The organism is Aquipluma nitroreducens, from assembly GCF_009689585.1.
Lineage (GTDB): Bacteria > Bacteroidota > Bacteroidia > Bacteroidales > Prolixibacteraceae > Aquipluma > Aquipluma nitroreducens.
In genome coordinates, this window is sequence record NZ_AP018694.1 from 5,207,111 (window position 1) to 5,229,134 (window position 22,024).

The following is a 22,024-nucleotide window of genomic DNA, read 5'->3' on the forward strand; positions in this document are numbered from 1 at the left end:
AAACAAATTTTCTATAATAATTTATTTTTTTCGATCTCTTTCAATAATCAACTTTTTTTCTGATATGCTTACATTCCTTTTTTCATAAATCTCATTAGAAAGTAGAAGATTAAACAAACAAGTTTCAAAAAAACTTAACTTTTTTAAATCAATGGTAAACGTATTACTTATCTCTCCTAACTGCTTTGTTCTTTCTTCTATATCTTGAGATAATTTGTTAAAATATAAGTCCCATAATTTATTATTCTTATTTGCTTCATGCTTTATTGAAAAATAATTATCAATATCAGACTGACTCTCAATTAATAGAGGTGGAATAAATTTTTGGGAATGAGATAATTTATTATCTAATTTTATTGCAATTACTTCTCCCGAATTTCTATTTACATAATTTCCATCTAAAAAGATTTTATTGTCCAGCTTTGTGAGGTAATTTAGTTGTTCTAACTGGTCTTTTAAGCTGAATGCTCTATCCGCTGATTCAATATCGATAAATGCGAATTGTACCTTATAAGAAGGATAATCTTTTAAGAATAAAGTAATGTAAGAGAGAAAAATAGGATCAATTTCTCCCATTACTTTATTAGGACTATTTATTTCTCTTGAGATTTCAACCTTAATTGAATTGAAATTTCTTTTGTCCTCATTCTTATAAAATTCAATAAATTGAGATATTACGTCTATGTTTATATTGTCTTTTATTGAAAAAGTCTTTATCAATTCCATTTTACAGATAAATTAGTTACTAATTTCAACCTTCAAAACTAAAAATGAGAATAGACCATCTATAGGTCAATAAGCAGAATTGTCTAATTTAACAATTAATACTATATTAACGCAATAAGATTATATGATTTCATCTTATTAGCAAAAATAATCCACTCTGTAATTATTATTTTGCTTTCATGCTCCTGTAAAAGCCTTGATGATACATTATTAAATGAAAACAATTTAAATAGCATATTGTCATTTTTATTGCTAAAAACCAATTAGTTATTATCCCAACTATTTTGACAAAAAGACTCTTCGTTTCAACCGTGTCGTGTTTATTATTAAATTTATTTTCAATCTATTTATTTTAATTCCTTTTCCCATCCTTGCTTAATAGATAGGTGATTGTTACACTCAAATTTACAGCAAAGTTATTGATCGCTTCATGGAACGGTAAAGGGGAACTCGCTTTTCGTGGCTCGTTTCCTTCGGATGCGTTCAGTTTCATTAATTGCCCATTTCGGGCATGAAACTGACATGCACCCCGTTGACCTAATCCGTGACAGCTCAATGTTGGTACGCCAAAAATTTAAGTTTAACGGCGTGCCAGATATTTCCTTAGTTAAAATGTAGGGAGCCAAAACAAGTCCGAAAGGCATCGGCACTTTCCCATGAATTCTTCGTTTGATATTTATGAAATGGTTACCAACCTGATTATTGAACGCCTTGAAGCAGGTGTTGTTCCTTGGCAAATGCCTTGGAAAGCAGAGATCGGATTCCCTCAGAACATGGTCCACAAAAAGGCTTATCGGGGATTTAATTTCTGGTTGCTGCTTACTGTAGCAGATAAGTTCGGGTCTCCGTTCTTTCTCACCTTCAACCAGATCAAAGAATTAGGTGGACACGTTTTGAAAGGTGAAAAAGGTTTCCCTGTCGTGTTTTGGAAGTTGCTGGATACGGAAGAAAAAGATGGTAGCATTGACCACATCCCTTTCCTTCGGTATTACACTGTTTTTAACCTGAAACAAACCGAAGGTATTGATGAAAGCAAGGTCCCAGCGACTGAAGCGCATGACCATGTATTTGATCCGATTGGCAATGCTGAACAGTTAATCGAGTTTTGGTACGATAGCCCTGAAATCAGGCTCGACCAATCACACGCTTTCTATTCACCTACTGGTGATTATGTCGGAATGCCAAACCCACGGACTTTCTTCAGGGACGAACAGTATTACTCGACACTTTACCACGAGCTAGTCCATTCTACAGGGCATATCAACAGGACTGGCCGACATGAAAAGCTACATGATCATAAGTTCGGTTCTCAGGATTATAGCCAGGAAGAACTGGTTGCCGAATTGGGAGCCGCATACCTGTGTTACATGACCGGAATTCAAAATGCCACAATAGACAACAGTGCTGCCTACATCAAAAGCTGGATTGGCAAATTCAAGGAAGATAAAAAGATGTTGCTGATTGCTTCTTCACAGGCACAAAAGGCTGTTGATTACATACTGGAACACCAGGTTCATCCCAACCAGGCGGCAAGTGCCGCTTTGGTTGACTTGGTTGACCAAATGGCGGAGGCAGTTTAGCCTTCGCCATTTTTATCTCAAAATTTCACAGTTAGAAACAATTAAAGATTCAAGATATGGAACAGTTTAAAAGTTTTTCCCAGTATATCCTGCAAATCGGCTATAAATATGGTTTGCATTCGGTGTTTGATGATTTCCTTGAAATGGTAGTTTGTGCTTTATCATTGGGAGCAAAGGAAGATCGCTACCATGAAATCGTCCGAAACTATGAAAAACCGGATGCCTATCTGATGGCTGAAGCTTTTGGTTCACTGGTCATCGAAATGGACAATAACGGCGACGGGCTTAAAGATGGCTTTGGTGATTTTTACATGGAATACCTAAGCTATGGCAGGAATGGGCAGTTTTTCACCCCAGAACCGATATGCGATATGATGGCCCGGATAGTAAACCCTGCTGGTTTTGGGGAGCGGGTGGCTGATTGTTGTTGTGGCTCTGGCCGGATGTTGCTGGCAGCAGCAAAAATAAACCGGAATTCGTTGTTTTTCGGAGCTGATATAGACCGAACCTGTGCGATGATGTGTTTAATAAACTTATGCCTTAATGGACTTCTGGGAGAAGTTTGTTGGATGGATACGCTGATGAATCGTTTTTACGGAGGTTGGCGAGTCGAACTTCACCCCGAGAAGGCAGTCCCATACATCAGGGAAATAACCAAAGAAGAAAGCTATCTGGTGTTGAGATTGCCGGAGAAAAAGGAAGAAATCGTCAAAAAACAGATCTCGGCAGCGGGAGTATTTCAGCAGTTGTTGTTTGAATTCTAGGGGCTGAAAAGCCCCTTTTTTGTTCATTCAATGTTTTGATAGGTAAAATCACTCCATTTAAAATTGCAAGCAAAGATATTTACGCTTCACGGAACGGTAAAGGGGAACTCGCTTTTCATGGCTCGTTTCCTTCGGATGCGTTCAGTTTCATGGATTGCCCATTTCGGGCATGAAACTGACATGCACCCCATTGACCTGATCCGTGACAGCTCAATGTCCGGTATGCCGAAATTTTAACCGGCGTGCCAGATGCCAATATAAAGCCACAGGGCAGTGGAAAATAATATGAATAATGCAGCTAAAAAACTCAATGCTGAAGGTGATGAACAAGCCAAAACCTCTTTGGCAGTGGTAAAGAATGAAGAAAAAGTTACCCCGGAGATTCCTTCTTTGGAGCATCGCATCCAGAAAGTTGAAGACCTGAGCATGCTCATTGAGAAGTGGCGCAAGCTCACTGAAACCCGCAGAAACCTGCAAACTTTCTCCTTGGGTGCCGATGGCCTGGGTGCAACCGTATTCCTGCGGGACGCATCAGGAAAAGAGTTTAAAACCTCCAATACTCCGGTAGTATCCGCTGTGATGGAAGAAATCAAAACGACTCTGGATGAACGGATCAAGGAAGTTGAAACCCAGATCAAATTTTGAAAAAGGAAAGAGGCGAAACGCCTCTTTTTTTTGTCGCTAAAGCTTAAAGATTTTTGTTGAATTCAACTGCCCTCACAAGCCAACGTTCAACTCAAAGGCTTAAAAGAGCTGCAATCTGCCCTCGCACCCGCTGCCGGATTGAGATGGCAATTATGGAAGAGAGTTTTTAATACAAAATTTATTTAACTCTATACTTTAACTCTTTACGATTAAATAGCTAATGAAAAAAATAGATCACTTAAAATACATTGTTGTTCTTTTTGTCAGCTAAAATAATTAAAATTGCTATTTAAAATAAAATTGAAGCTTTAATGAACTATTGACACATAGCCTGTAATCGCTAAAATATAATTCTGAAATGACACTTTTATGACAGGTAAAATCACCAATAATGCATCAGAATCGACAAAAGCTATAGTGCATCAATTCTATGTTGCACTTGAAAAATGTTTCGAATTAGAGGAAGGGGAATCTGTTTATGTTGAATATTACGGTGATGTTTCTATTGATGGTAAGTCTCAGATTGAAGTCAAAAAATTCCAAAGAACATTAACAAATCTCGATCATAATTTCTGGAATACTCTTAAAAATTGGATGGAAGACAAATTTCCCCATGAACGATTTAAAACTCTTATTTTATGCACAACACAGGAAATAAGTTCGCAAAGCGTCTTTAGGAGCTGGAATGAAAATAGTTTTGATATAAGATTAAAAGATTTGACAGATGTATGCTGCAAATATTTTAATCAAAAGAAACGAGATGAAACAACGGTAAAGCTATTGAATTACATTTTTGATAAATCCCGAAGAGAAAAACTAAACAGTATACTTCCAAAAATAGTAATTCAATCATCCCAAAAATACTATCAAAGCCTCCAAAGCAGCATTAAAGATAGATTTGCAAAGGGAATTCCAAGGTCAAGTAAAGATCAATTCATAAGAGGATTATTAGGTTTCATTATATCGCCAGATGTTACAGAAAACAAATGGGAAATAACAAATGAAAAATTTTCAAAGGAAGTAGAGGATTTGACAGCCATCTTAAAAAAGGACTCAATTATATTCCCTCAAAAAATCGAATTAAAGAACATTGACGATAAGAAGCACTTGAATTCTACTTTTGTTAAGAAAATTGAGGATATTGACTACAACGAAGTAATCCCATCTGCGATCTCAGATTATATTCACACCAATATGTTAATACTACAAGACAATTGGTCTAGTACGCGTTGTAAAGAATTAGAACAATATAAAGACGGTATAAATGAAGCTCATGCAATAAAATATCGTCAAACCAAAAGAAATAGCCAGAATAGCAATATCATTAATGCTTCAAAGGATTTTTATGATAATTTCATTGGAGAAGATCCTAACACTTTTTACATATACAACACCGTACCTCCATATTTCAGAAGAGGGTTAATTCAAAATATGGCTAATGATATTGAAAAATATAAAATCGAGTGGAAACTAAACAATGAGTGATTTCAGCAAAAGCATACATACAATCTATAATAATCCATTTATTCTGACTCCAGTTCTAGTAACATTTTACAAGAACTATGTTGGGCTAAAAAACGATATATTACTGGCTTATTTGATTTTCCCAATAGTTTTGGAACAAGAACATATCCAAAAAATAAAAAGAATTAATTCAAAAACGCCACTAAGTCGTTTTACAAAGGATAAAGATTTTATTTCTGGATTTTATGATCGAGTAGAAACATATAGGAGTGTTACTAATCTATGTTTACAATACGCTATCGATAGTAAATATATCCTTGTAGATAAAAATATGAGCGTAAAAGTAATTACTGAGGACGTTTTCTTTGTTGACCCATTGCTTAAAGATGCCATAGAATTATCCAATAAACTTTATAAAGTCTTTAGAAAAATTAATGTGATAAATATTTACCAAGCATTTGGAATAAAAAAATTATGAGAAGCTATGTTGCCAAAATAGGATTGTTTGATAAAATAGGGAATGAACATTCCGTAGAATTACAACCGGGAATAAATGTTATTACCGGAAGATCATCAACCGGGAAAAGTGCATTAATTGAAATATTTGATTATTGCTTTGGCAGTTCCGAAGAAACTATTCCTGATGGAATTATTACCGATAATGCTGAAATTTATTTTGTTATTCTTTCCATCAAAAAGGCTTTTCTTGTTCTGGCTAGAAATCCAAGTATTAGTACAAAGGTCTTTTTAAAATATGACCTCAAGTTTAACAACGATTTGTTGATAGATAGAGAGTATTTTGAGGAAGACTATTTTCTATCCTTGAATGATTTCAAATCGACACTTGGCAATTTTTTAGGGATTGACATAATTGACACCGACGAAGACTTAGAGCAAAAAAAACTAAGGAAAAGAAGTAAAGGAAGGCCCTCAGTACGCAATATGACTTCATATTTTTTGCAACATCAGAATCTGATTGCCAATAAACATTCATTATTTTATCGATTTGATCAAAAAGAAAAAAGAGAACAAACGATAGATCAGTTTAAGATATTCTGCGGTTTTGTAGATCAAGAATACTATTTGAAGAAGCAGGCATTAAATGAACTTAGGGTTGAATTAGAAAGAGAGAAAAGGCTAAATCTATCTCACAATGATTATAAAAATCAATTATCAATAAAGCTTCAGGATTATTTAAATGACTATAACTATATTGTTGGCAAGCCATTGTTTGATCAATTCGCATCAAATATTTTAAAAGCACCCAAACAGTATCTGGATAATATTGAAGACTATGAAATAGATCCTGATTATGAATCTGATGGATTTGTAAAAAGATTAAAAAAATTAAACGAAGAAAAAAATACCGAATTAGGGAATAAAGAGAAAAGGCAATTCGTTTAAATCAAATCGATTCGACCATCCAATATGCAAACAAGTATTCTGATACTATCGATAATATTAAACCTATAGAGGATGCAAGAAAAAGTAATTCAGAGTGTCCATTTTGTCGAAAGAATTATAATGAACTTGAAAAAGAATCCAATAAACTTTCAAATGCAATAAACTGGCTTAATTCCGAGCTACGAAAAACGCCTTTATTGCTTGATTCACTCCAACCGGAAAAAAGGAAAATTGAAAAGGAAATATCCGACATAAATGGCACCATCTTCAAACTCAACAAAGAAATTGAGGAAATACTTAAAATAAACGACGAGTTAAAAAGAAACAAATCTCTCGAAGAGCAAGGTTTCAAAATTATTCTACAGATTGAGAATATCTTAGAAGAGGCCATCGATATTAACAAACAAAATTTAGAGCAAAAGGTTAAAGACCTTGAACGTAAAATAGATAAACTTGAAAAAGAAATTGCTGAAAACTATAACTACGAATCAAAACTTGAAAAAGCTCAGAAATATATTAACAAACAAATGAATTTGTTTGGGTCAAAATTAGAATTTGAGAAAACCTATCAACCAATCAATTTAAATTTTGATGTTGAAGCATTTGAACTTTATCATTTGAAAAAGGATAAAAAAACCGTTTACCTCAGATCGATGGGTAGTGGAGCCAATTGGCTTTATTCTCATGTCTGCCTTTTCACAAGCTTGCTCCGTTACTTTTGTTCATTAAAGAATAGATGTAAAATCCCTTCAATCTTATTTCTTGATCAACCTAGCCAGGTTTATTTTCCTACGATCATTGACACTGATACTACTAAGTTCGATCCAAATTCACTCAAAAAGTTTGAGAATAAAGAAAAGAGTGTTGATGACGACTTAAAGGCAGTAACCAATCTGTTTGACCAGTTGGTAGCTTTCTGTTATTCAACAGAGGTCGAAACAGGAATAAAACCACAAATAATAATTACTGACCACGCCGATAATCTCGATCTTGAAAATGCAAATTTTGAAGAGCTAGTTAATGGCAGAAGATGGAGAGAAGAAAATAGCGGATTAGTAAAATTATCATCAAAATAAATAGGTAATACCAAAGTCCCATCTTATTGAATAAGGCGTTGATGAAAATAGCAGGAAGGAACTTAATTTGTATTTTATGGCAAGTCAATATGGCTTTAATAACAAATAACAGCTTTTGTGAGTAAAATTTAGGAGATATTTAAAATATTTTCAATATTATTTGCATATATTTGTATCGTAATGAATTGAATATCAGTCGAGACTATATCGAGACCTATTGAAATAAGCGTTTTGTAAAATATTGATAATCAGCTTGGAATAAGGATGCGTTCAAACTCCAGCTGGGTCATAAACTACCGACCTAAAAAGCATCAAAATACATCAAATCAATTTAAATACACTTTCTTCTTAATATCTGGGATAACCAAATCATTCATGTTTGGTCAAATTGGAAGAGACTATTTCGAGACCCCATATGATTGGCAACCAATTCGAACTCCAAAACTTGGCTAATCAATTACTATTGTTTTATGCATTGCATAGTTTAGCTTCCAATACATCCATATCTTCTGATATCTTTTGATCCAATACTTTTGCATATATCTGTGTTGTTTTCAAAGATGTATGTCCAAGTAATTTTGAAACAGTTTCTATTGGAACCCCGTTGCTAAGGGTCACCGTTGTGGCGAATGTATGCCTGGCAATATGCATGGTAATATTCTTTTTAATAGTGCAGATGTCCCCTAATTCTTTCAAATAGCTGTTCATTTTTTGATTGGTTAATACAGGAAGTAAAAGGCTCTTGCCTGTAGTTTTTGGATAGTCCTCATACCGTTTCAATATTTCTTTTGCTTTGGGTAAAACAGGGATACGGCATCTATTATTCGTTTTTGACCGGTCTATTATAATCCATTCTTTGCCATCCGATTTTTGTTGAAGATGAATGTCGCTAAGTTTTGAAATATCCGCAAAGGAAAGTCCGGTATAACAGGCAAAAACAAATATATCCCGAACAACGGACAAACGTTCAATTTGAATTTGCTTTTCTTCAATCCGTTTCAGCTCTTCCATGGAAAGGATTTCCCGGTGTGTTTCATCCAACCCAACTTTAAATTTTGAATATGGGTTCTTATCAATATAGTCCAATGAAATGGCCAGATTTAAAACCCGTCTCAGATGCTTGTGGTAATTCCATGCCGTATTTTGGACATTGTTGAAATCCTTTTTAATAAAAACATCGAACGCATCCAGAAATTTGTAGTCGATACACTGAACTGAAATGTCAGGTCTTTTTAAACTGGAATTCATAAAATCAGCCAGACGCTTCCGGGAAGATTTATAATGCTTATAAGTTTCCATTGAATACCCTTTATTTAGCTTGGCAAGGATACTATCCAGGTAATAATCGAATACAGCGAGAATCCCTTTTGACTCCTGAATATTCAAAAGTTTACGTTTAATTGTATTAGCATCAAAATCTTCATTTGTTGACCGAAGTTGGTTAAAAATGTCCTGTATTTCAGTTTTTATACGATCAAGACGTTCATTGTCCACTCTTGCGCCAATGACTTTATCTTTTATCCGTTGTCGGACAATATCCCAATGATCTGTTGATGAATAAATTCCAGTTGCAAGTTCAATACGGTTACCGAGGTAAGTAATCCTTACACAAACGGATGATTTACCATCATCGGCTTTTCTGTTTTTTCTCAATAAAAAATTAGTAACAATTTTCATGGTACGACAATTAACAAAATTAAAAATCTGGTCTCGATGACGAACTAAAATACCCCATTTTGCACGATAAAAAAAGTGCAAAAATGAGTCAAAAAGAATCAAATAAAATGTTTTGAATCAATTCGTTGCGTGATTTGCCGCGACCAGAAAAAGTGAATTTGAGTTTGGTCTCGATTTTGTCGCTTTTTCTTTGATTTTAAAGGACTTTTATTGAAAAATCCGCTAAAAGAAAAAGCGCTTAAATCATTGAATTTAAGCGCTTTTGATACATTTTGATACTTCTATCAGTGCCCAGAACAAGACTCGAACTTGCACACCGTAACCGGCACCAGCCCCTCAAGCTGGCGTGTCTACCAATTTCACCATCTGGGCATTTCAATTTTGTGACTGCAAAACTATAAAAAATCTTAAAACCTCATCAATATATTTATGAATAATTTCAAACTTATTCTAACTTTGAGATTATCATATTTATCAAGTTATTAAACTCATTTTCATTCAAAGACTACTTTATTATGAAACGGATGTTTTTTTTGTTGATTTTGAGCCTCTTATTTTTCAGTTGCTATTCTCAGGATAAAAAGCAAAATATAACTCACTATCTTTTTCCTGAATTTACGAAAGGTGTTGTTTTGATGAAAACTGGCGTGAAGAACGATGCATTACTAAATTATAATGCGCTGACTGAGGAGATGATATTTGAAAATAATGGTGTTAAATTGGCTCTTACTCTTTTAGAACATATCGATACGATATTCGTTAAAGACAGGAAATTTTTTCTTTTGAATGGCAAATTTTTAGAGTTGCTCTATCATTCAAAATATGATTTGTACGCTGAACATAAATGCAGCATAAAAGATCCGGGGAAACCATCTGGTTATGGCGGATCATCTCAGACGTCTGCCACAAGTACTTACTCATCATACTATTCAGGTGGCAAGGTTTACGATATGAAATTACCTGAGAGTGTTGAAACAAAACCATTTACAATTTATTGGTTAAAAAAGGATGGTCTGTTGATTAAGTTCATTAGCATCCGGCAATTGTCGAAGTCATTCGAGGAAAAGTCAAGTCAGTTTAAAGCCTATGTCAAGGAAAAAGATGTAAGGTATGATGATCAGGAAAGTTTAATCGGACTCATTCGGTTTTTAAGCTCAAACTAGATGCAGGTTTATTGTAGATACATATCCGCCAGATCTTCAAATGCGTTTCTGTTTGGCCATTGTTGATCCCAGGTGTCTCCTGCAATCTTCTCAATTCGTCCCTTAAATTCAGCAAGAATTCCTTTCTCAGAAACAAAGCGAAGGGTTTCGTCAAACGATTTGTAGATACTCGTAAAAAATGATTCCTGCCGAATAATATGCTCTCCGGAAAATGCTAAGGCTATTTCGATATTGAATAACATAACATCGGCAAGCAGAGAGGCCTCTGCATCAAGTAAGATCAGTTTTTTAATCCATTTCTGGGCGACAGATCTTCTCATTTTCGCCTTACGGCTTCCAACCGGATAATATTCCTTACTGATTTGGAATCTGCACAATTCAATTAATTCGTTTTCTTTTGGATTGAAAGCAAAGTCATAATACTCTTTTACCGGTTTGAATCTTTCGTACAGGTCTATTAGTTGTTCCTCCAGTTGTACTTTGGTCAGTTCTTTTAAGTATTTCCGGAGTTCTCGTTTGCTCATGAGGCAGGTTTTTAATTTTCAGAAATGATAGACTTTTCAGGAAATATAAAAATAAGAAAGTTCGCCGGAAAATATTGTCAAATGACAAAATTCTACCAACGAACTTCTATTTTATGATATTCAGCTTAAACTGAATGAATGATCTTCAATTAAGCGATGTTATTAAAGACTGACTGAATATCGTCGTCGTCCTCAATTTTATCAATTAGTTTTTCAATGTCAACCAATTGTTCTTCAGTGAATTCAACCGGAGTATTAGGGATGCGCTGAAGATTAGCTTTTGTTACTTCAATCTTCAATGCTTCGAGGGCTTGAGACATTAATCCAAAATTGGTGTAATCAGCATTTGCGTATACAACTCCATCCACTTCTTCAATCTCTTCCAATCCGGCATCAATCAACTCCAATTCCAGATCTTCAATATTCATTCCGTCTTTTTTCTGAAATTCGAAAACAGCTTTACGCGAAAACATAAATTCGAGCGAACCAGTTGGCACCAATGATCCACCAGCTTTATTGAAATACATTTTAACATTGGCCACAGTTCGGGTTGGATTGTCAGTTGCACATTCGATGAAAATTAAAACTCCATGAGGGCCTTTGCCTTCATAATTAACTTCCACAAAATTCTCAGCATCTTTGCCTGAGGCTCTTTTAATAGCCGCTTCAATGTTGTCTTTTGGCATGTTTTGTGCCTTGGCATTTTGAATGGCGGTGCGTAGTTTTGCATTCATCTCCGGATCAGGTACGCCTTCGCGGGCTGCAACTGTAATTGCTTTTCCCAATTTTGGAAATGTCCGTGACATTTTATCCCAACGCTTTTCTTTGGTTGCTCTTCGGTATTCGAACGCTCTTCCCATATTCAGTATTAATTTATGTTACTGGTTAATTCAGCTAATTTTTAACGCCGCAAAAATACAAATTGCAAATCTTTTTCCCGAACGAATATTGAAATATTTGAGTTGACATCAGTAACTGTCTTTTTTTGTCTCGGATAAGCCCAATATTCTGGTCATTAGCAAATGGATGAAAAAAATGTTGATAAAGTTTTTGTACTTTTGTGAATCTTATCAGAAATGCAAATCACTATTTTGTATAGTTTCGATTAACAATAATCTGTTTTGATGATTTTGGCGCAATCGGAAATGATGAACAATTAATGTTTAAGCAAAGTTGAATAAGTAGTTTTGTATGCGAATTAATTATATGAATACCAATGAGATTTGATGAACTTGGATTAAACGATAAAATACTTGAAGCGATTTCGTATATGGGTTACGAAAAAGCTTCTGAAATACAAGAACTTACTGTACCAGCAATATTAGAAGGCAAAGATATTTTGGCATGTGCACAAACCGGAACTGGAAAAACCGCAGCATTCATGCTGCCGATTCTAAACCATATTTCGATTGAAGAGAACCATGATTTAAGCACCTTAATCATAGTGCCGACCAGAGAACTTGCCATACAGATTAACCAGCAAATTCAAGGCTTTTCGTATTTCCTGAATATCAATTCAGTAACGGTTTATGGTGGGCGCGATGGCTCCGATTGGGATGCCGAAAGTAAAGCTCTTACGAAAGGAACCAATATTGTTGTTGCTACTCCAGGAAAATTGATTTCGCATTTGAATTTGGGATATGTTAAGTTTGATAAAATTAAGCATTTGGTGTTGGATGAAGCCGACCGGATGTTAGACATCGGTTTTTATGATGATTTGATGCGCATTTTAAGCTATGTTCCTGAAGCGAGGCAGACTTTAATGTTTTCGGCCACAATGCCTCAAAAGATACGCGAATTGGCTTCAAAAATTCTAAAAGATCCGGTTGAATTTAGTACTGCAATTTCCAAACCGGCAGAGGGCGTTTTGCAAGCGGCGTATGTTGTTCATGAAAACCAAAAAATACCGGTAATCAATAGTTTGATTTCGGATAAGCCAGATTTAGACAGCATTCTGGTTTTTAGTTCAACGAAGCGCAAGGTTACTGAAATAGTTAGGAGCCTTAAAAAAACGGGCATTGCAGCCGAAGGAATTTCTTCTGATCTGGAACAAAAAGAGAGGGAAGATGTATTGATGCGTTTTCGTTCGAGACGAACTCGTGTTTTAGTGGCCACCGATGTTTTAAGCCGTGGAATTGACATTAAAGACATCAATCTGATTATTAATTTTGATGTTCCGGGATCGGCTGAAGATTATGTGCATCGTGTAGGAAGAACAGCTCGTGCCGATAAAACAGGTATTGCTATTAGCCTGATTAATGAGCACGATATGGATAAATTTGATAAGATCGAGAAGCTCATTGAAATGGAAGTTTTGAAGATTCCCGTTCCCTCCGAATTAGGAGAAGGTCCGGTCTACAAAGTTCGTCCTCCGCGAAAAGGTGGTGGTCGTCCTCAGAGCAAACGAAAATTTTCGACAGGAGGAAAACCAAATCGGGGAGGGGCAAATCCAACCTAAGCCAAACTACATAGTTCTGATAAATATTCTGATATGCATATTTGAGGTTAAAAGCAATTTTTTCCCATAAGAACGGATCATTTGTCATAAACACTCAACAATTTGATTGTTTAGTTTGTCTATTTTATACACTTTAATTTTTCGAACTGACAAATATGCTGTCCATATTTAAAAACATTGACAATAAAAATCACAAACCAACATTTGGAGCTTTAAAAATCCTCAAATATATAGGTCCAGGCCTGTTGGTTACTGTAGGTTTTATTGACCCGGGCAATTGGGCATCAAACATTGCCGCTGGAGCCGATTTCGGATTCACGTTGCTCTGGATGGTTACCATGTCAACCATAATGCTTATTATTCTTCAGCATAATGTGGCGCATTTGGGTATTGCTACAGGCCTTTGTTTGTCCGAAGCAGCCACTTTGCATACTCCAACTTTCGTTTCAAGAACAATACTAGGGTCGGCAATGTTTGCGTCAGTTTCAACCTCTCTGGCCGAAATTTTGGGAGGTGCTATTGCTCTCCAGATGTTGTTTGGAATTCCAATCCCTACAGGAGCAATAATAGTGGTTTTGTTTGTTGGAGTAATGCTCTTTACCAATTCTTATGCGCTCATTGAAAAGATCATTATTGCCTTTGTTTCAATCATTGGCCTTTCGTTTTTATACGAATTAAGTCTCGTTCAGATTGATTGGGGACAAGCCGGAATTTGTTGGTTTGTACCTTCCATTCCTGAAGGATCAATCTTGATTGTTATGAGTGTTTTAGGAGCGGTAGTGATGCCTCACAATCTATTTTTGCATTCGGAGGTTATTCAGAGTCGCCAGTGGAACCTCGAAAATGATGATGTGATCAAAAAGCAGCTTGATTATGAATTTGTAGATACCTTGGTTTCGATGCTTATTGGATGGGCTATAAATAGTGCCATGATTATTTTGGCAGCTACAACTTTTTATACGCATGGCGTGAAGGTTGATGAATTGCAACAAGCGCAGTCGATGCTCGGGCCATTACTTGGAAACAATGCAGGAGTAGTTTTTGCTATTGCTTTGCTTTTTGCCGGAATAGCGAGTTCAATTACCTCAGGAATGGCTGGCGGAAGTATTTTTGCCGGTTTATTTAGTGAACCTTACGATATTAAAGATAATCATAGCAGATTGGGAATAGGCTTGTCTCTGCTTGTTGCATTAGTATTGATTTTTATCATTGGAAATCCGTTTAACGCACTGATTATTTCGCAAATGATTTTGAGTATTCAACTTCCTTTCACAATTTTTTTACAAATTTATCTGACCTCCTCTCCCAAAGTGATGGGAAAGTATGTCAATTCAAAATCGACCACAGTTCTAATGCTCCTGATAGGCAGCATTGTTACCTTCCTGAATGTATTGCTTTTCATTAGTTTTTTCTGATCAGGAATCATAAGTTCCCTGCGTTGTATCTTCCGAAAGCTGAAATGCAGGCGGTTTGAATATCAATCTTTGCCAGAAATGAAAGAATTTTTGTCTTTTCCGAATACCTGCTTTTGTTAATAACTCTGATAACGACGTGCTTATGTCTCTAAGATTCTAATCATGACGCCAGAAGTATTTTGAAAATCGTTATTAACAATTGTTCATATCAATGAATGATAACGGGTTGGTTTAAATCGGTAAAAATGCTTGACTGATATGCTTTTAATGTTGTATTTTTATTTCATCAGACGAGCGATAAAAGGCTGCTTTGAACGAATGGAGAAGGGGTTGAATTTTTAACCGAATTTAAAACCTGATCATCCGGATTTTAGGATCTGCATTTGGGAAAAGCTGAAGCTGAACCAGAAAGCTTGCTTTCGAAGTTCATTAACCAACGATTTACCGTCAAAAGTTCATTGTAAAGTTGATTCAGGAAGGTGAAAGATTGGAAGAAACTTCGGTTTTGGAAAATTGGCCGAGGTGGAAGATTATCTTCGGATAGTCAGAAGCCTTTCATCGAAAAGCTGATCGAAAGATCGATTTCAGACGACTGACCTGATAGCTTCGTTCGTGAAGATCAAATCGAAAGAAATGATCGGGCGGACAACTGGAAGATTTTGCTGTAACAAGCAAGATCGAAAGTTCAAGGCTGAGTGAAAAAGCTGAAAAGCCAGATCAAACAGCCAGTCGCAATAACCGTAGTCTGGCACTAAGGAGAACCCTCGGGCGATCTAAAAGTGAATGGGAACTGTCCTTAACGGATTGTTCCCATTCGTGTTTAATGCCCTTTTGCCTGTTTAATTTACACTGAATTTTTGGGTAAAGAAAAATAAAAAGTCGATCCTATATTTTGCTCAGATTCGAGCCAAATTCTTCCGCCAAGTAATTCGGCCAGATTTTTAGTAATCGCGAGTCCCAGCCCATTACCGCCGTATTTCCTGGTTTGTGAAGCTTCAACTTGCCTGAAACGGTCGAAAACCTTCTCGTGGTATTCTCTCGGAATGCCTATTCCTGTATCTTTTACATAGAATTGGATATTGTTCTGGATAAGTTCTACTCCCAATTCGATGTATCCCTTACTGGTAAACTTTAGTGCATTGCCCACAAAATTGATTAATACCTGCTTAATTCTTGTTTCATCACTCCGAATAATCAATTCAGGGATGTGTGATTGAGTTTTCAGTTTAAATTCAATTCCTTTTGAAATAGCTTTGTATGAATATTCCTTATGTATCTCAGAGGCGAGTTGGTAAGCCGAGAACTCATTTTTTATCAATGTGATCTGGCCTGCCTCAATCTTTGAGATATCAAGTATGTCGTTGATAATTGAAAGCAGATTATTGCCACTGGAGTTAATCAGGTTGGCAAAATCTCTTCTTGAATCAGCATCCAAATCGTGTGCAGTTAGCAGATCAGAAAAGCCAAGAATGCTGTTTAGTGGAGTGCGTATCTCGTGTGACATATTTGCCAGAAAGGCTGACTTTAGACGGTCACTCTCTTCTGCTTTTTCTTTTGCAGCTACCAAGTCTTTCTCCATTTTTTTACGTTCACTAATGTTCTCACTCAAAACAACAAAGTTTGTTACTTTGCCTTCCTGATTTTTAATCGGAGAAATTAGGACTGATTCCCAGTATATTTCGTTGTTTTTTGTTCGGTTTTGGTGTTCCCCTTTCCATATTTTTCCAGCAAATAGGTTATTCCAGATTTCAAGATAGACTTCATCTGAAGTGTGTCCCGGTTTTAAAATACGAATTATTTTTCCAATTAATTCTTTACTGTGGTATCCGGTAACTGCTTCGAATTTTTTATTAACATATTCGATAACTCCATTGGTATCAGTAATTACAACAGAGGCTGGATTCTGTTCGATGGCAACCGAAAGTTTGAGAATTTCAAGATCTGCTTTTTTTCGATTTGTAATATCCTCTTTAATAGCCATGTAATTTACTATTGTCCCTGCTTCGTCGCGGATTGGTGATATTAAAACGGATTCCCAATAAAGTTCGCCATTCTTTTTCCTGTTTTGGAGTTCGGCATGGAATTCGTTTCCAGACGAAATGGTATTCCAAAGTTTCGTGTATTCACTGGTTGAAGTGTATCCTGATTGCAGGATTTTTGGATTTTGCCCTTTTATTTCATCCAATGTGTAGCCTGAAATTTCGGTAAATTTGGAATTTACATATTCAATATTTCCTGAAATATCAGTAATGATTATACTTGCCGGACCCTGTTCAATTCCTTTGGATAGTTGAATGATTTTCTGCTCGCTTTGTTTTTGGGTGGTAATGTCATGACCTACGCCAACTAACCCGATTATCTCGCCGGAATCGTTTGTTAATGGCTTTTTGCTGGTTAAATAATATTTTTTTTTGCCATTTCGATCGGTAAAGAATTCAAGCTTATTTAAAATTGGCTGAGCTGTATGAATAACAGACATGTCGTCTCTGAAAGTATCTAAAGCAATTCCCGGATAGGAAGATTCCATGTCCGTTTTTCCAATGACATCACTTTCACTTGCTAAACCCAATACCTCCAGATCAGCTATGTTTGAAATTAACTTCCGGCCAAGAGTATCTTTCACGTAAATTGGATCCGGTATGTTATCGATTAATGTTCGTAAAAGGATGCGTTCGTCTGCAATTGCTTTTTCTGCTTTTTGGCGTTCTGTTATGTCAGATAATACACAAAGTGTTTGTTTAAATTTCCCTTCAGTGGTATGACTAATTCGACCTTCAAGCTGAATGAAAATTGTTGAGCCGTCCTTTTTTATCATTTCTAAATCAGACTGAACCTTCCCGGTTGCCATAAAAATAGCAAATCGTTTATGCATTGATTCTGCATATTCAGGTATTAAAAAATCGCCAAACCAACATCCTACAACTTCATTTTTTTTATAGCCTGTCATTTCTAGCCAGGTTTGGTTGACATCTGTCACATGCCAGTTCTCATCCAGCGATTGATATCCGATAGGTGCTTCTTCGTACAAGATTTTAAACCGTTCTTCACTTTCCCTAAGTTCTTCCTCTGCTATTTTACGTTCGGTAATGTCACGCAAAATCCCTTCATGAAAAAGAATTTCTCCATTAGTATCCAACGAATACCAACCGTGATCTTCGACCCAAATACCAGATCCATCTTTCTTTTTTAGCCTGAAGATTCCCATTTCTTCATACTTCTCCTGTAAGATTATACTTTCGCGGTCTTCAGCATGAAAATACAGTTCTGTTTTTATGTCAATAGCCAACAATTCTTCTTTCGAAGCATATCCAAGCATCTCGACCATTGCTTTGTTCACTTCGACAAATTTCCCTTGATGTGTACTCTTATAAACTCCATCGGGCAACCGCTCAACCAGATTTTTATATACCTTTTCACTTTCAAGTAATTCGGCCTCCATTTTTGCTAGAGTGCTGTGGTCTTTTGCCTGAAGTGATTCCTGTCTTTCCGAAAATTCAGGTACAGTTGTTTTATCTGGATAGGAACGATTGATTTTTAATAAGGTACGTAGCTGGAGGCTGAAGCTTAATTCATCGAATGGATATTGAATATAAGCGTCAGCACCTGATTCAATTATCTCATCAGTCGAATACTGTAGAGTTGTTTGAGTGCTATAAAGAATCACAGATATTTTAATGAAGGACGGGTTGACCTTGAGTTTTTTACATACTTCAATACCACTTTGATTGGGCAGTTCGATATTCAGGAAAACAATATCAGGTTGTTCTGATGTAACCAACGGAAATAAATCATTTTCAGGAGAATTGAAGCGGATTTCAGGATTTGTATCCACCTTCATGATTAGTGACTTTATTGCAGAAGCACTTACATCTGATTTGCTAACAACGATATATTTGCTCATTTTGAATTAGTTCTTGAATATGAATTTTAGTTTAATGGCAAACTGATGAAAACCGTAGTCCCCTCTTGTGTTGTGCTTTCTATCCATATTTTACCATCATGTTGAGATATAAAATCTTTACACAAGATCAATCCCAGGCCAGTTCCAAGTTCGTTTTCGGTACCAGTGGTATTGGTATGTTTATCAATTCTAAAAATTGAAGAAAGTCTTTCGGAAGAAATGCCAATTCCATGATCTGATACTGAAATTTGTATTTCGGTTTCAAGCCGGGTAGCTGAAATTTTAATTTTTCCACCTTTAAATGAGAATTTTATAGCATTTGAAATTAGATTTCTAAGAATTGAATCGAGCATGTTTTTGTCAGCAAAAACATAAAGGTCTTTACTTACCGAAACTGATATTTTAATGTTTTTGTTAAAAGCAGCACTTTCAATCATACTTAATGATTCATTTACTTGTGCTTTAAGATTTAATGTTTCAGGATTAAATTGGCTTCCGCCTATTTGATTTCGTGTCCAGGTCAATAAGTTTTCGAGTAATTGGTAGGCATGCTTCGATGCGCTTTCGATTGTTTTCAACCCGGTGAGAAGAGTTTTTTTGTCAAGTTGATCGAAATTACTGAGCATTAAATCGGTGAATCCGAGTATTGCATTAAATGGACTTTTAAGATCGTGTGCAATGATTGACATGAATTTGTCCCTGGTGTCATTCACTTCCTGAAGTTCCTTAGCTTGTTTTGCCAATAATTCCTGAGCATTTCTTCTTTCAGATATTTCAGTGATATGAACGATATATCCTGAAATTTCGTTGGATTGATTGAACGTTGGATTGATAAAGCATTCGAGATAACGAATGCCATTACAAGTTGTTTGATACAGGTTGTGGCTCTTTATTGCATCGAAGTCGTAAACTAATTCATATTTTATCGATTTCCCTGCTTTAATATCAGCTATTTTTTGTTCTGACAGATGTGGATTTGTAAATAAATCTAATCCTTTTATATCACTAATGTTTTTGAGACCAAACAAATCAAAACAGGCCTGATTAGCGTCCAATAAAAATCCATCTTTATCGTACAATTCAATTGAAATAGGAGACTGTCTGAAAATATCAATTAATCCCGGATTTCCATGAATTGGTTCCTGGAACTTAGTCATCATTGCCGACATTTTTCATAATTAGAAGAACCGAACTGGGAATACTACATCAAAAATTTTACTCGAACATAATAGAAATAAGAATCGACAATATAAATAAATAAAATTGTCTTTTAAAAGGAAATGATTATTTGATTTTGAGTGAATTAATTAATTTAATCTGGAATGAATACGACTTATATGGTAAACTTCAATTTTCGCAGATCGAAAGTGAATCGATAAGTTCATTTTTGTTTCCCTGCCAATATGTAACAAGTGTCCGATTGGTTTGCAACGATGGTATAAGATAAACTGAAATATACTTTCTTTGTATTTCCTTATTGTGATATTGATGACAGAATTCGATTATTTGTTTCGTAAATACCACCGTCGACTTTTACTCTATACTCTAAAGTTTGTAGAACGTGAAAGCGATGCCCTTGATATTGTACAAAACGTTTTCGTTGCCATATGGGAAAATGGGAAATATAAACAAAAGGAAGAATTGGTTCAGGCTTATCTGTTTAATTCCATTAAGAACGGTTGCCTGAATTACCTGAAACACCAAAAGATTGTGCAAAAGTTCGAAAATGAAACTTCATTTCAGTTGTTGGAAATGGAAGCAGTATATTACCAATCAGGTGAAAAATCACTCATCGAACGAGAAAATCTGAAGCAGATAAATGATGCTATTGATTCATTGCCAGCTATTTATAAAGAAATTATTGTGCTTAGCCGGGTTGAAGGCCTCAAAAACGATGAAATTGCGACCCAACTTCATTTACCGATTAGAACGGTTGAGACCCGTGTTTTTAGGGCTTTATCTGCATTAAGAGAGAAGATATCGCGAAAATCATTTTTTATTCTCTTGTCCTTAAGATGGTTACAATAGAATGTGAATTATTTGTGAAGAAAAGGTGATTTTTCTGACGTAGAATAAACTGTTCAGTTGTCTTAGTATTGTCAAAAGAAAAGATACAGCTGAATGAAAGACAAAGAATATACCGAAAACCTGATTGTTCGTTACTTGAATGGGAATTGTACCCCGGAAGAACAAGCAGAATTAAAAGACTGGATTGAAGAATCTAATGATACTAAGAGAGAATATCTTTCTATAAAAGATATTTGGGACTCAATAAACTCTCCAAAAGAAAGTACGGCCGAACAACTTGCACTTTTTTATAAAAATCAATATGAAAAAAGTAAAAAATCACGAATTGTATGGATTCGTACTTTTTCGGCCATAGCTGCAATACTGATTATTGGGTTGATATTTTCTGTTTTAGTTCCGACAAATACCGCAAATTCATCTGAAAGCGTTCAGGTATTTTCAGTACCTATGGGATCGCGATCAAAAGTGATTCTTGCCGACGGGTCGGAAGTAAGCTTGAATTCAGGAAGCGAATTGAAATATTCGTCTGGTTTCTCATCACAGAATAGGGTGGTGAGCCTAACTGGAGAGGCTTTCTTTAAAGTGAAAACCGATAAGGAACATCCGTTCACTGTAAAAACTTCTGATTTTGATATAAAGGTTACCGGTACCAAGTTTAACGTCTGTTCGTATGCTGATAATAAATACTCAACTGCAACATTGGAAGAGGGAAAAATCAGTCTTCAGTTAAAAGATAACTCAACAACCTTAAAAGTTGAACCGGGCGAGAAATTTCAACTCGATCGCAAAACCCTGATGCATTCATTAGATCAGGCTGATGTAGAATCTGAAATTGCCTGGAAGGACGATCAGTTCATTTTTAAGAATATTCCATATTCGGAACTCGCCAAACGCCTCGAACGTTGGTATGATGTAAAATTGAATTTTTCCGATCAAAAGCTTCAAAACTATGCTTTTACCGGAAAGTTTAAAAATCAGGAGACCATTTGGCAAGTGTTGGATGCGTTGAAACTTACGTCGCCAATTGATTACCAGAAAACTACTTTCAGAGAATTCACTATCATATATAAACCATTAAAATATAATTAATTAAACAAAGAAGACGAATTGTCGCCACAACAATCCGCCTTCCAAAAAACAATCATTTTTACATTAATTGTCTAAACATTTCAAAACTATGAAAAAAAAATGGATTCACC

At 35.6% G+C, this 22,024-nt stretch carries 18 protein-coding genes and 1 tRNA gene; 12 read left to right on the top strand and 7 right to left on the bottom strand.

Annotated features, from left to right (window positions below; all coding sequences use genetic code 11):
- Positions 1-21 precede the first annotated feature (21 nt).
- The gene (locus AQPE_RS21825) at positions 22-726 is read right to left on the bottom strand and encodes a hypothetical protein (protein WP_318348600.1); all 705 of its coding nucleotides are present in this window, start codon (positions 724-726) and stop codon (positions 22-24) included.
- 656 nt (positions 727-1,382) lie between these two features.
- On the opposite strand from AQPE_RS21825, the gene AQPE_RS21830 reads away from it, so the two are divergent.
- From AQPE_RS21830 to AQPE_RS21860, 7 genes are all read left to right on the top strand, one after another.
- Positions 1,383-2,306, top strand: a complete 924-nt coding sequence (locus AQPE_RS21830) for an ArdC family protein (RefSeq protein ID WP_318348601.1) — start codon at positions 1,383-1,385, stop codon at positions 2,304-2,306.
- A 56-nt stretch (positions 2,307-2,362) separates the two neighbouring features.
- Complete coding sequence (locus tag AQPE_RS21835; RefSeq protein ID WP_318348602.1) at positions 2,363-3,070, top strand: N-6 DNA methylase; 708 nt, start codon at positions 2,363-2,365, stop codon at positions 3,068-3,070.
- Positions 3,071-3,343: 273 nt separating this feature from the next.
- On the top strand, positions 3,344-3,715 hold the full coding sequence (locus tag AQPE_RS21840; RefSeq protein ID WP_318348603.1) for a hypothetical protein: 372 nt from the start codon (positions 3,344-3,346) through the stop codon (positions 3,713-3,715).
- A gap of 369 nt (positions 3,716-4,084) precedes the next feature.
- Positions 4,085-5,200: a hypothetical protein gene (locus AQPE_RS21845; protein ID WP_318348604.1), complete on the top strand. Its 1,116-nt coding sequence runs from the start codon at positions 4,085-4,087 to the stop codon at positions 5,198-5,200.
- Positions 5,193-5,657, top strand: coding sequence for a three component ABC system middle component (locus AQPE_RS21850; RefSeq protein ID WP_318348605.1), 465 nt, complete (start codon positions 5,193-5,195; stop codon positions 5,655-5,657). Before AQPE_RS21845 ends, AQPE_RS21850 begins: the two co-directional genes overlap by 8 nt.
- Positions 5,654-6,583, top strand: a complete 930-nt coding sequence (locus AQPE_RS21855) for an AAA family ATPase (RefSeq protein WP_318348606.1) — start codon at positions 5,654-5,656, stop codon at positions 6,581-6,583. The genes AQPE_RS21850 and AQPE_RS21855 overlap by 4 nt, the downstream gene beginning before the upstream one ends.
- Positions 6,584-6,780: 197 nt before the next feature.
- Entirely contained in the window at positions 6,781-7,659 is an 879-nt protein-coding gene (locus AQPE_RS21860; protein ID WP_318348607.1) for a DUF3732 domain-containing protein, read from the top strand.
- A 468-nt stretch (positions 7,660-8,127) separates the two neighbouring features.
- On the opposite strand, the gene AQPE_RS21865 is transcribed toward AQPE_RS21860, so the two are convergent.
- Both AQPE_RS21865 and AQPE_RS21870 read right to left on the bottom strand, forming a co-directional pair.
- Positions 8,128-9,336: a site-specific integrase gene (locus AQPE_RS21865; RefSeq protein ID WP_318348608.1), complete on the bottom strand. Its 1,209-nt coding sequence runs from the start codon at positions 9,334-9,336 to the stop codon at positions 8,128-8,130.
- A gap of 288 nt (positions 9,337-9,624) precedes the next feature.
- Positions 9,625-9,708, bottom strand: a tRNA-Leu gene (locus AQPE_RS21870).
- A gap of 143 nt (positions 9,709-9,851) precedes the next feature.
- On the opposite strand from AQPE_RS21870, the gene AQPE_RS21875 reads away from it, so the two are divergent.
- Positions 9,852-10,499, top strand: a complete 648-nt coding sequence (locus AQPE_RS21875) for a hypothetical protein (RefSeq protein WP_318348609.1) — start codon at positions 9,852-9,854, stop codon at positions 10,497-10,499.
- An 8-nt stretch (positions 10,500-10,507) separates the two neighbouring features.
- Here AQPE_RS21875 and AQPE_RS21880 read toward each other — a convergent pair whose 3' ends face one another.
- Together AQPE_RS21880 and AQPE_RS21885 are read right to left on the bottom strand one after the other, a co-directional pair.
- Positions 10,508-11,023 (bottom strand): DUF6155 family protein, encoded by a 516-nt coding sequence (locus tag AQPE_RS21880; RefSeq protein ID WP_318348610.1) that lies wholly within the window; start codon positions 11,021-11,023, stop codon positions 10,508-10,510.
- Positions 11,024-11,172: 149 nt separating this feature from the next.
- Positions 11,173-11,883, bottom strand: a complete 711-nt coding sequence (locus tag AQPE_RS21885) for a YebC/PmpR family DNA-binding transcriptional regulator (RefSeq protein ID WP_318348611.1) — start codon at positions 11,881-11,883, stop codon at positions 11,173-11,175.
- A 356-nt stretch (positions 11,884-12,239) separates the two neighbouring features.
- Between AQPE_RS21885 and AQPE_RS21890 the strand changes: the two genes are divergently transcribed.
- Both AQPE_RS21890 and AQPE_RS21895 read left to right on the top strand, forming a co-directional pair.
- Entirely contained in the window at positions 12,240-13,481 is a 1,242-nt protein-coding gene (locus AQPE_RS21890; RefSeq protein ID WP_318348612.1) for a DEAD/DEAH box helicase, read from the top strand.
- 155 nt (positions 13,482-13,636) lie between these two features.
- Entirely contained in the window at positions 13,637-14,896 is a 1,260-nt protein-coding gene (locus AQPE_RS21895) for an Nramp family divalent metal transporter (protein WP_318348613.1), read from the top strand.
- An 844-nt stretch (positions 14,897-15,740) separates the two neighbouring features.
- On the opposite strand, the gene AQPE_RS21900 is transcribed toward AQPE_RS21895, so the two are convergent.
- A complete protein-coding gene (locus AQPE_RS21900; protein WP_318348614.1) occupies positions 15,741-18,797 on the bottom strand; it encodes a PAS domain S-box protein in 3,057 nt (1,018 codons plus the stop codon).
- A 26-nt stretch (positions 18,798-18,823) separates the two neighbouring features.
- Entirely contained in the window at positions 18,824-19,957 is a 1,134-nt protein-coding gene (locus tag AQPE_RS21905; protein ID WP_318348615.1) for a PAS domain-containing sensor histidine kinase, read from the bottom strand.
- A gap of 328 nt (positions 19,958-20,285) precedes the next feature.
- Here AQPE_RS21905 and AQPE_RS21910 point away from each other — a divergent pair, with 328 nt between their 5' ends.
- Entirely contained in the window at positions 20,286-20,825 is a 540-nt protein-coding gene (locus tag AQPE_RS21910) for an RNA polymerase sigma-70 factor (RefSeq protein WP_318348616.1), read from the top strand.
- A gap of 93 nt (positions 20,826-20,918) precedes the next feature.
- Positions 20,919-21,914, top strand: coding sequence for a FecR family protein (locus tag AQPE_RS21915; protein ID WP_318348617.1), 996 nt, complete (start codon positions 20,919-20,921; stop codon positions 21,912-21,914).
- Positions 21,915-22,024 lie beyond the last annotated feature (110 nt).

Bases quoted from the DNA above. Each gene is read 5' to 3' on its own strand.
- AQPE_RS21825 (WP_318348600.1), bottom strand. From the start codon at position 726: ATGGAATTGATAAAGACTTTTTCAATAAAAGACAATATAAACATAGAC.
- AQPE_RS21875 (WP_318348609.1), top strand. From the start codon at position 9,852: ATGAAACGGATGTTTTTTTTGTTGATTTTGAGCCTCTTATTTTTCAGT.
- AQPE_RS21890 (WP_318348612.1), top strand. From the start codon at position 12,240: ATGAGATTTGATGAACTTGGATTAAACGATAAAATACTTGAAGCGATT.
- AQPE_RS21880 (WP_318348610.1), bottom strand. From the start codon at position 11,023: ATGAGCAAACGAGAACTCCGGAAATACTTAAAAGAACTGACCAAAGTA.
- AQPE_RS21865 (WP_318348608.1), bottom strand. From the start codon at position 9,336: ATGAAAATTGTTACTAATTTTTTATTGAGAAAAAACAGAAAAGCCGAT.
- AQPE_RS21855 (WP_318348606.1), top strand. From the start codon at position 5,654: ATGAGAAGCTATGTTGCCAAAATAGGATTGTTTGATAAAATAGGGAAT.
- AQPE_RS21900 (WP_318348614.1), bottom strand. From the start codon at position 18,797: ATGAGCAAATATATCGTTGTTAGCAAATCAGATGTAAGTGCTTCTGCA.
- AQPE_RS21895 (WP_318348613.1), top strand. From the start codon at position 13,637: ATGCTGTCCATATTTAAAAACATTGACAATAAAAATCACAAACCAACA.
- AQPE_RS21905 (WP_318348615.1), bottom strand. From the start codon at position 19,957: ATGATGACTAAGTTCCAGGAACCAATTCATGGAAATCCGGGATTAATT.
- AQPE_RS21915 (WP_318348617.1), top strand. From the start codon at position 20,919: ATGAAAGACAAAGAATATACCGAAAACCTGATTGTTCGTTACTTGAAT.
- AQPE_RS21835 (WP_318348602.1), top strand. From the start codon at position 2,363: ATGGAACAGTTTAAAAGTTTTTCCCAGTATATCCTGCAAATCGGCTAT.
- AQPE_RS21830 (WP_318348601.1), top strand. From the start codon at position 1,383: ATGAATTCTTCGTTTGATATTTATGAAATGGTTACCAACCTGATTATT.
- AQPE_RS21885 (WP_318348611.1), bottom strand. From the start codon at position 11,883: ATGGGAAGAGCGTTCGAATACCGAAGAGCAACCAAAGAAAAGCGTTGG.
- AQPE_RS21850 (WP_318348605.1), top strand. From the start codon at position 5,193: ATGAGTGATTTCAGCAAAAGCATACATACAATCTATAATAATCCATTT.
- AQPE_RS21845 (WP_318348604.1), top strand. From the start codon at position 4,085: ATGACAGGTAAAATCACCAATAATGCATCAGAATCGACAAAAGCTATA.
- AQPE_RS21910 (WP_318348616.1), top strand. From the start codon at position 20,286: ATGACAGAATTCGATTATTTGTTTCGTAAATACCACCGTCGACTTTTA.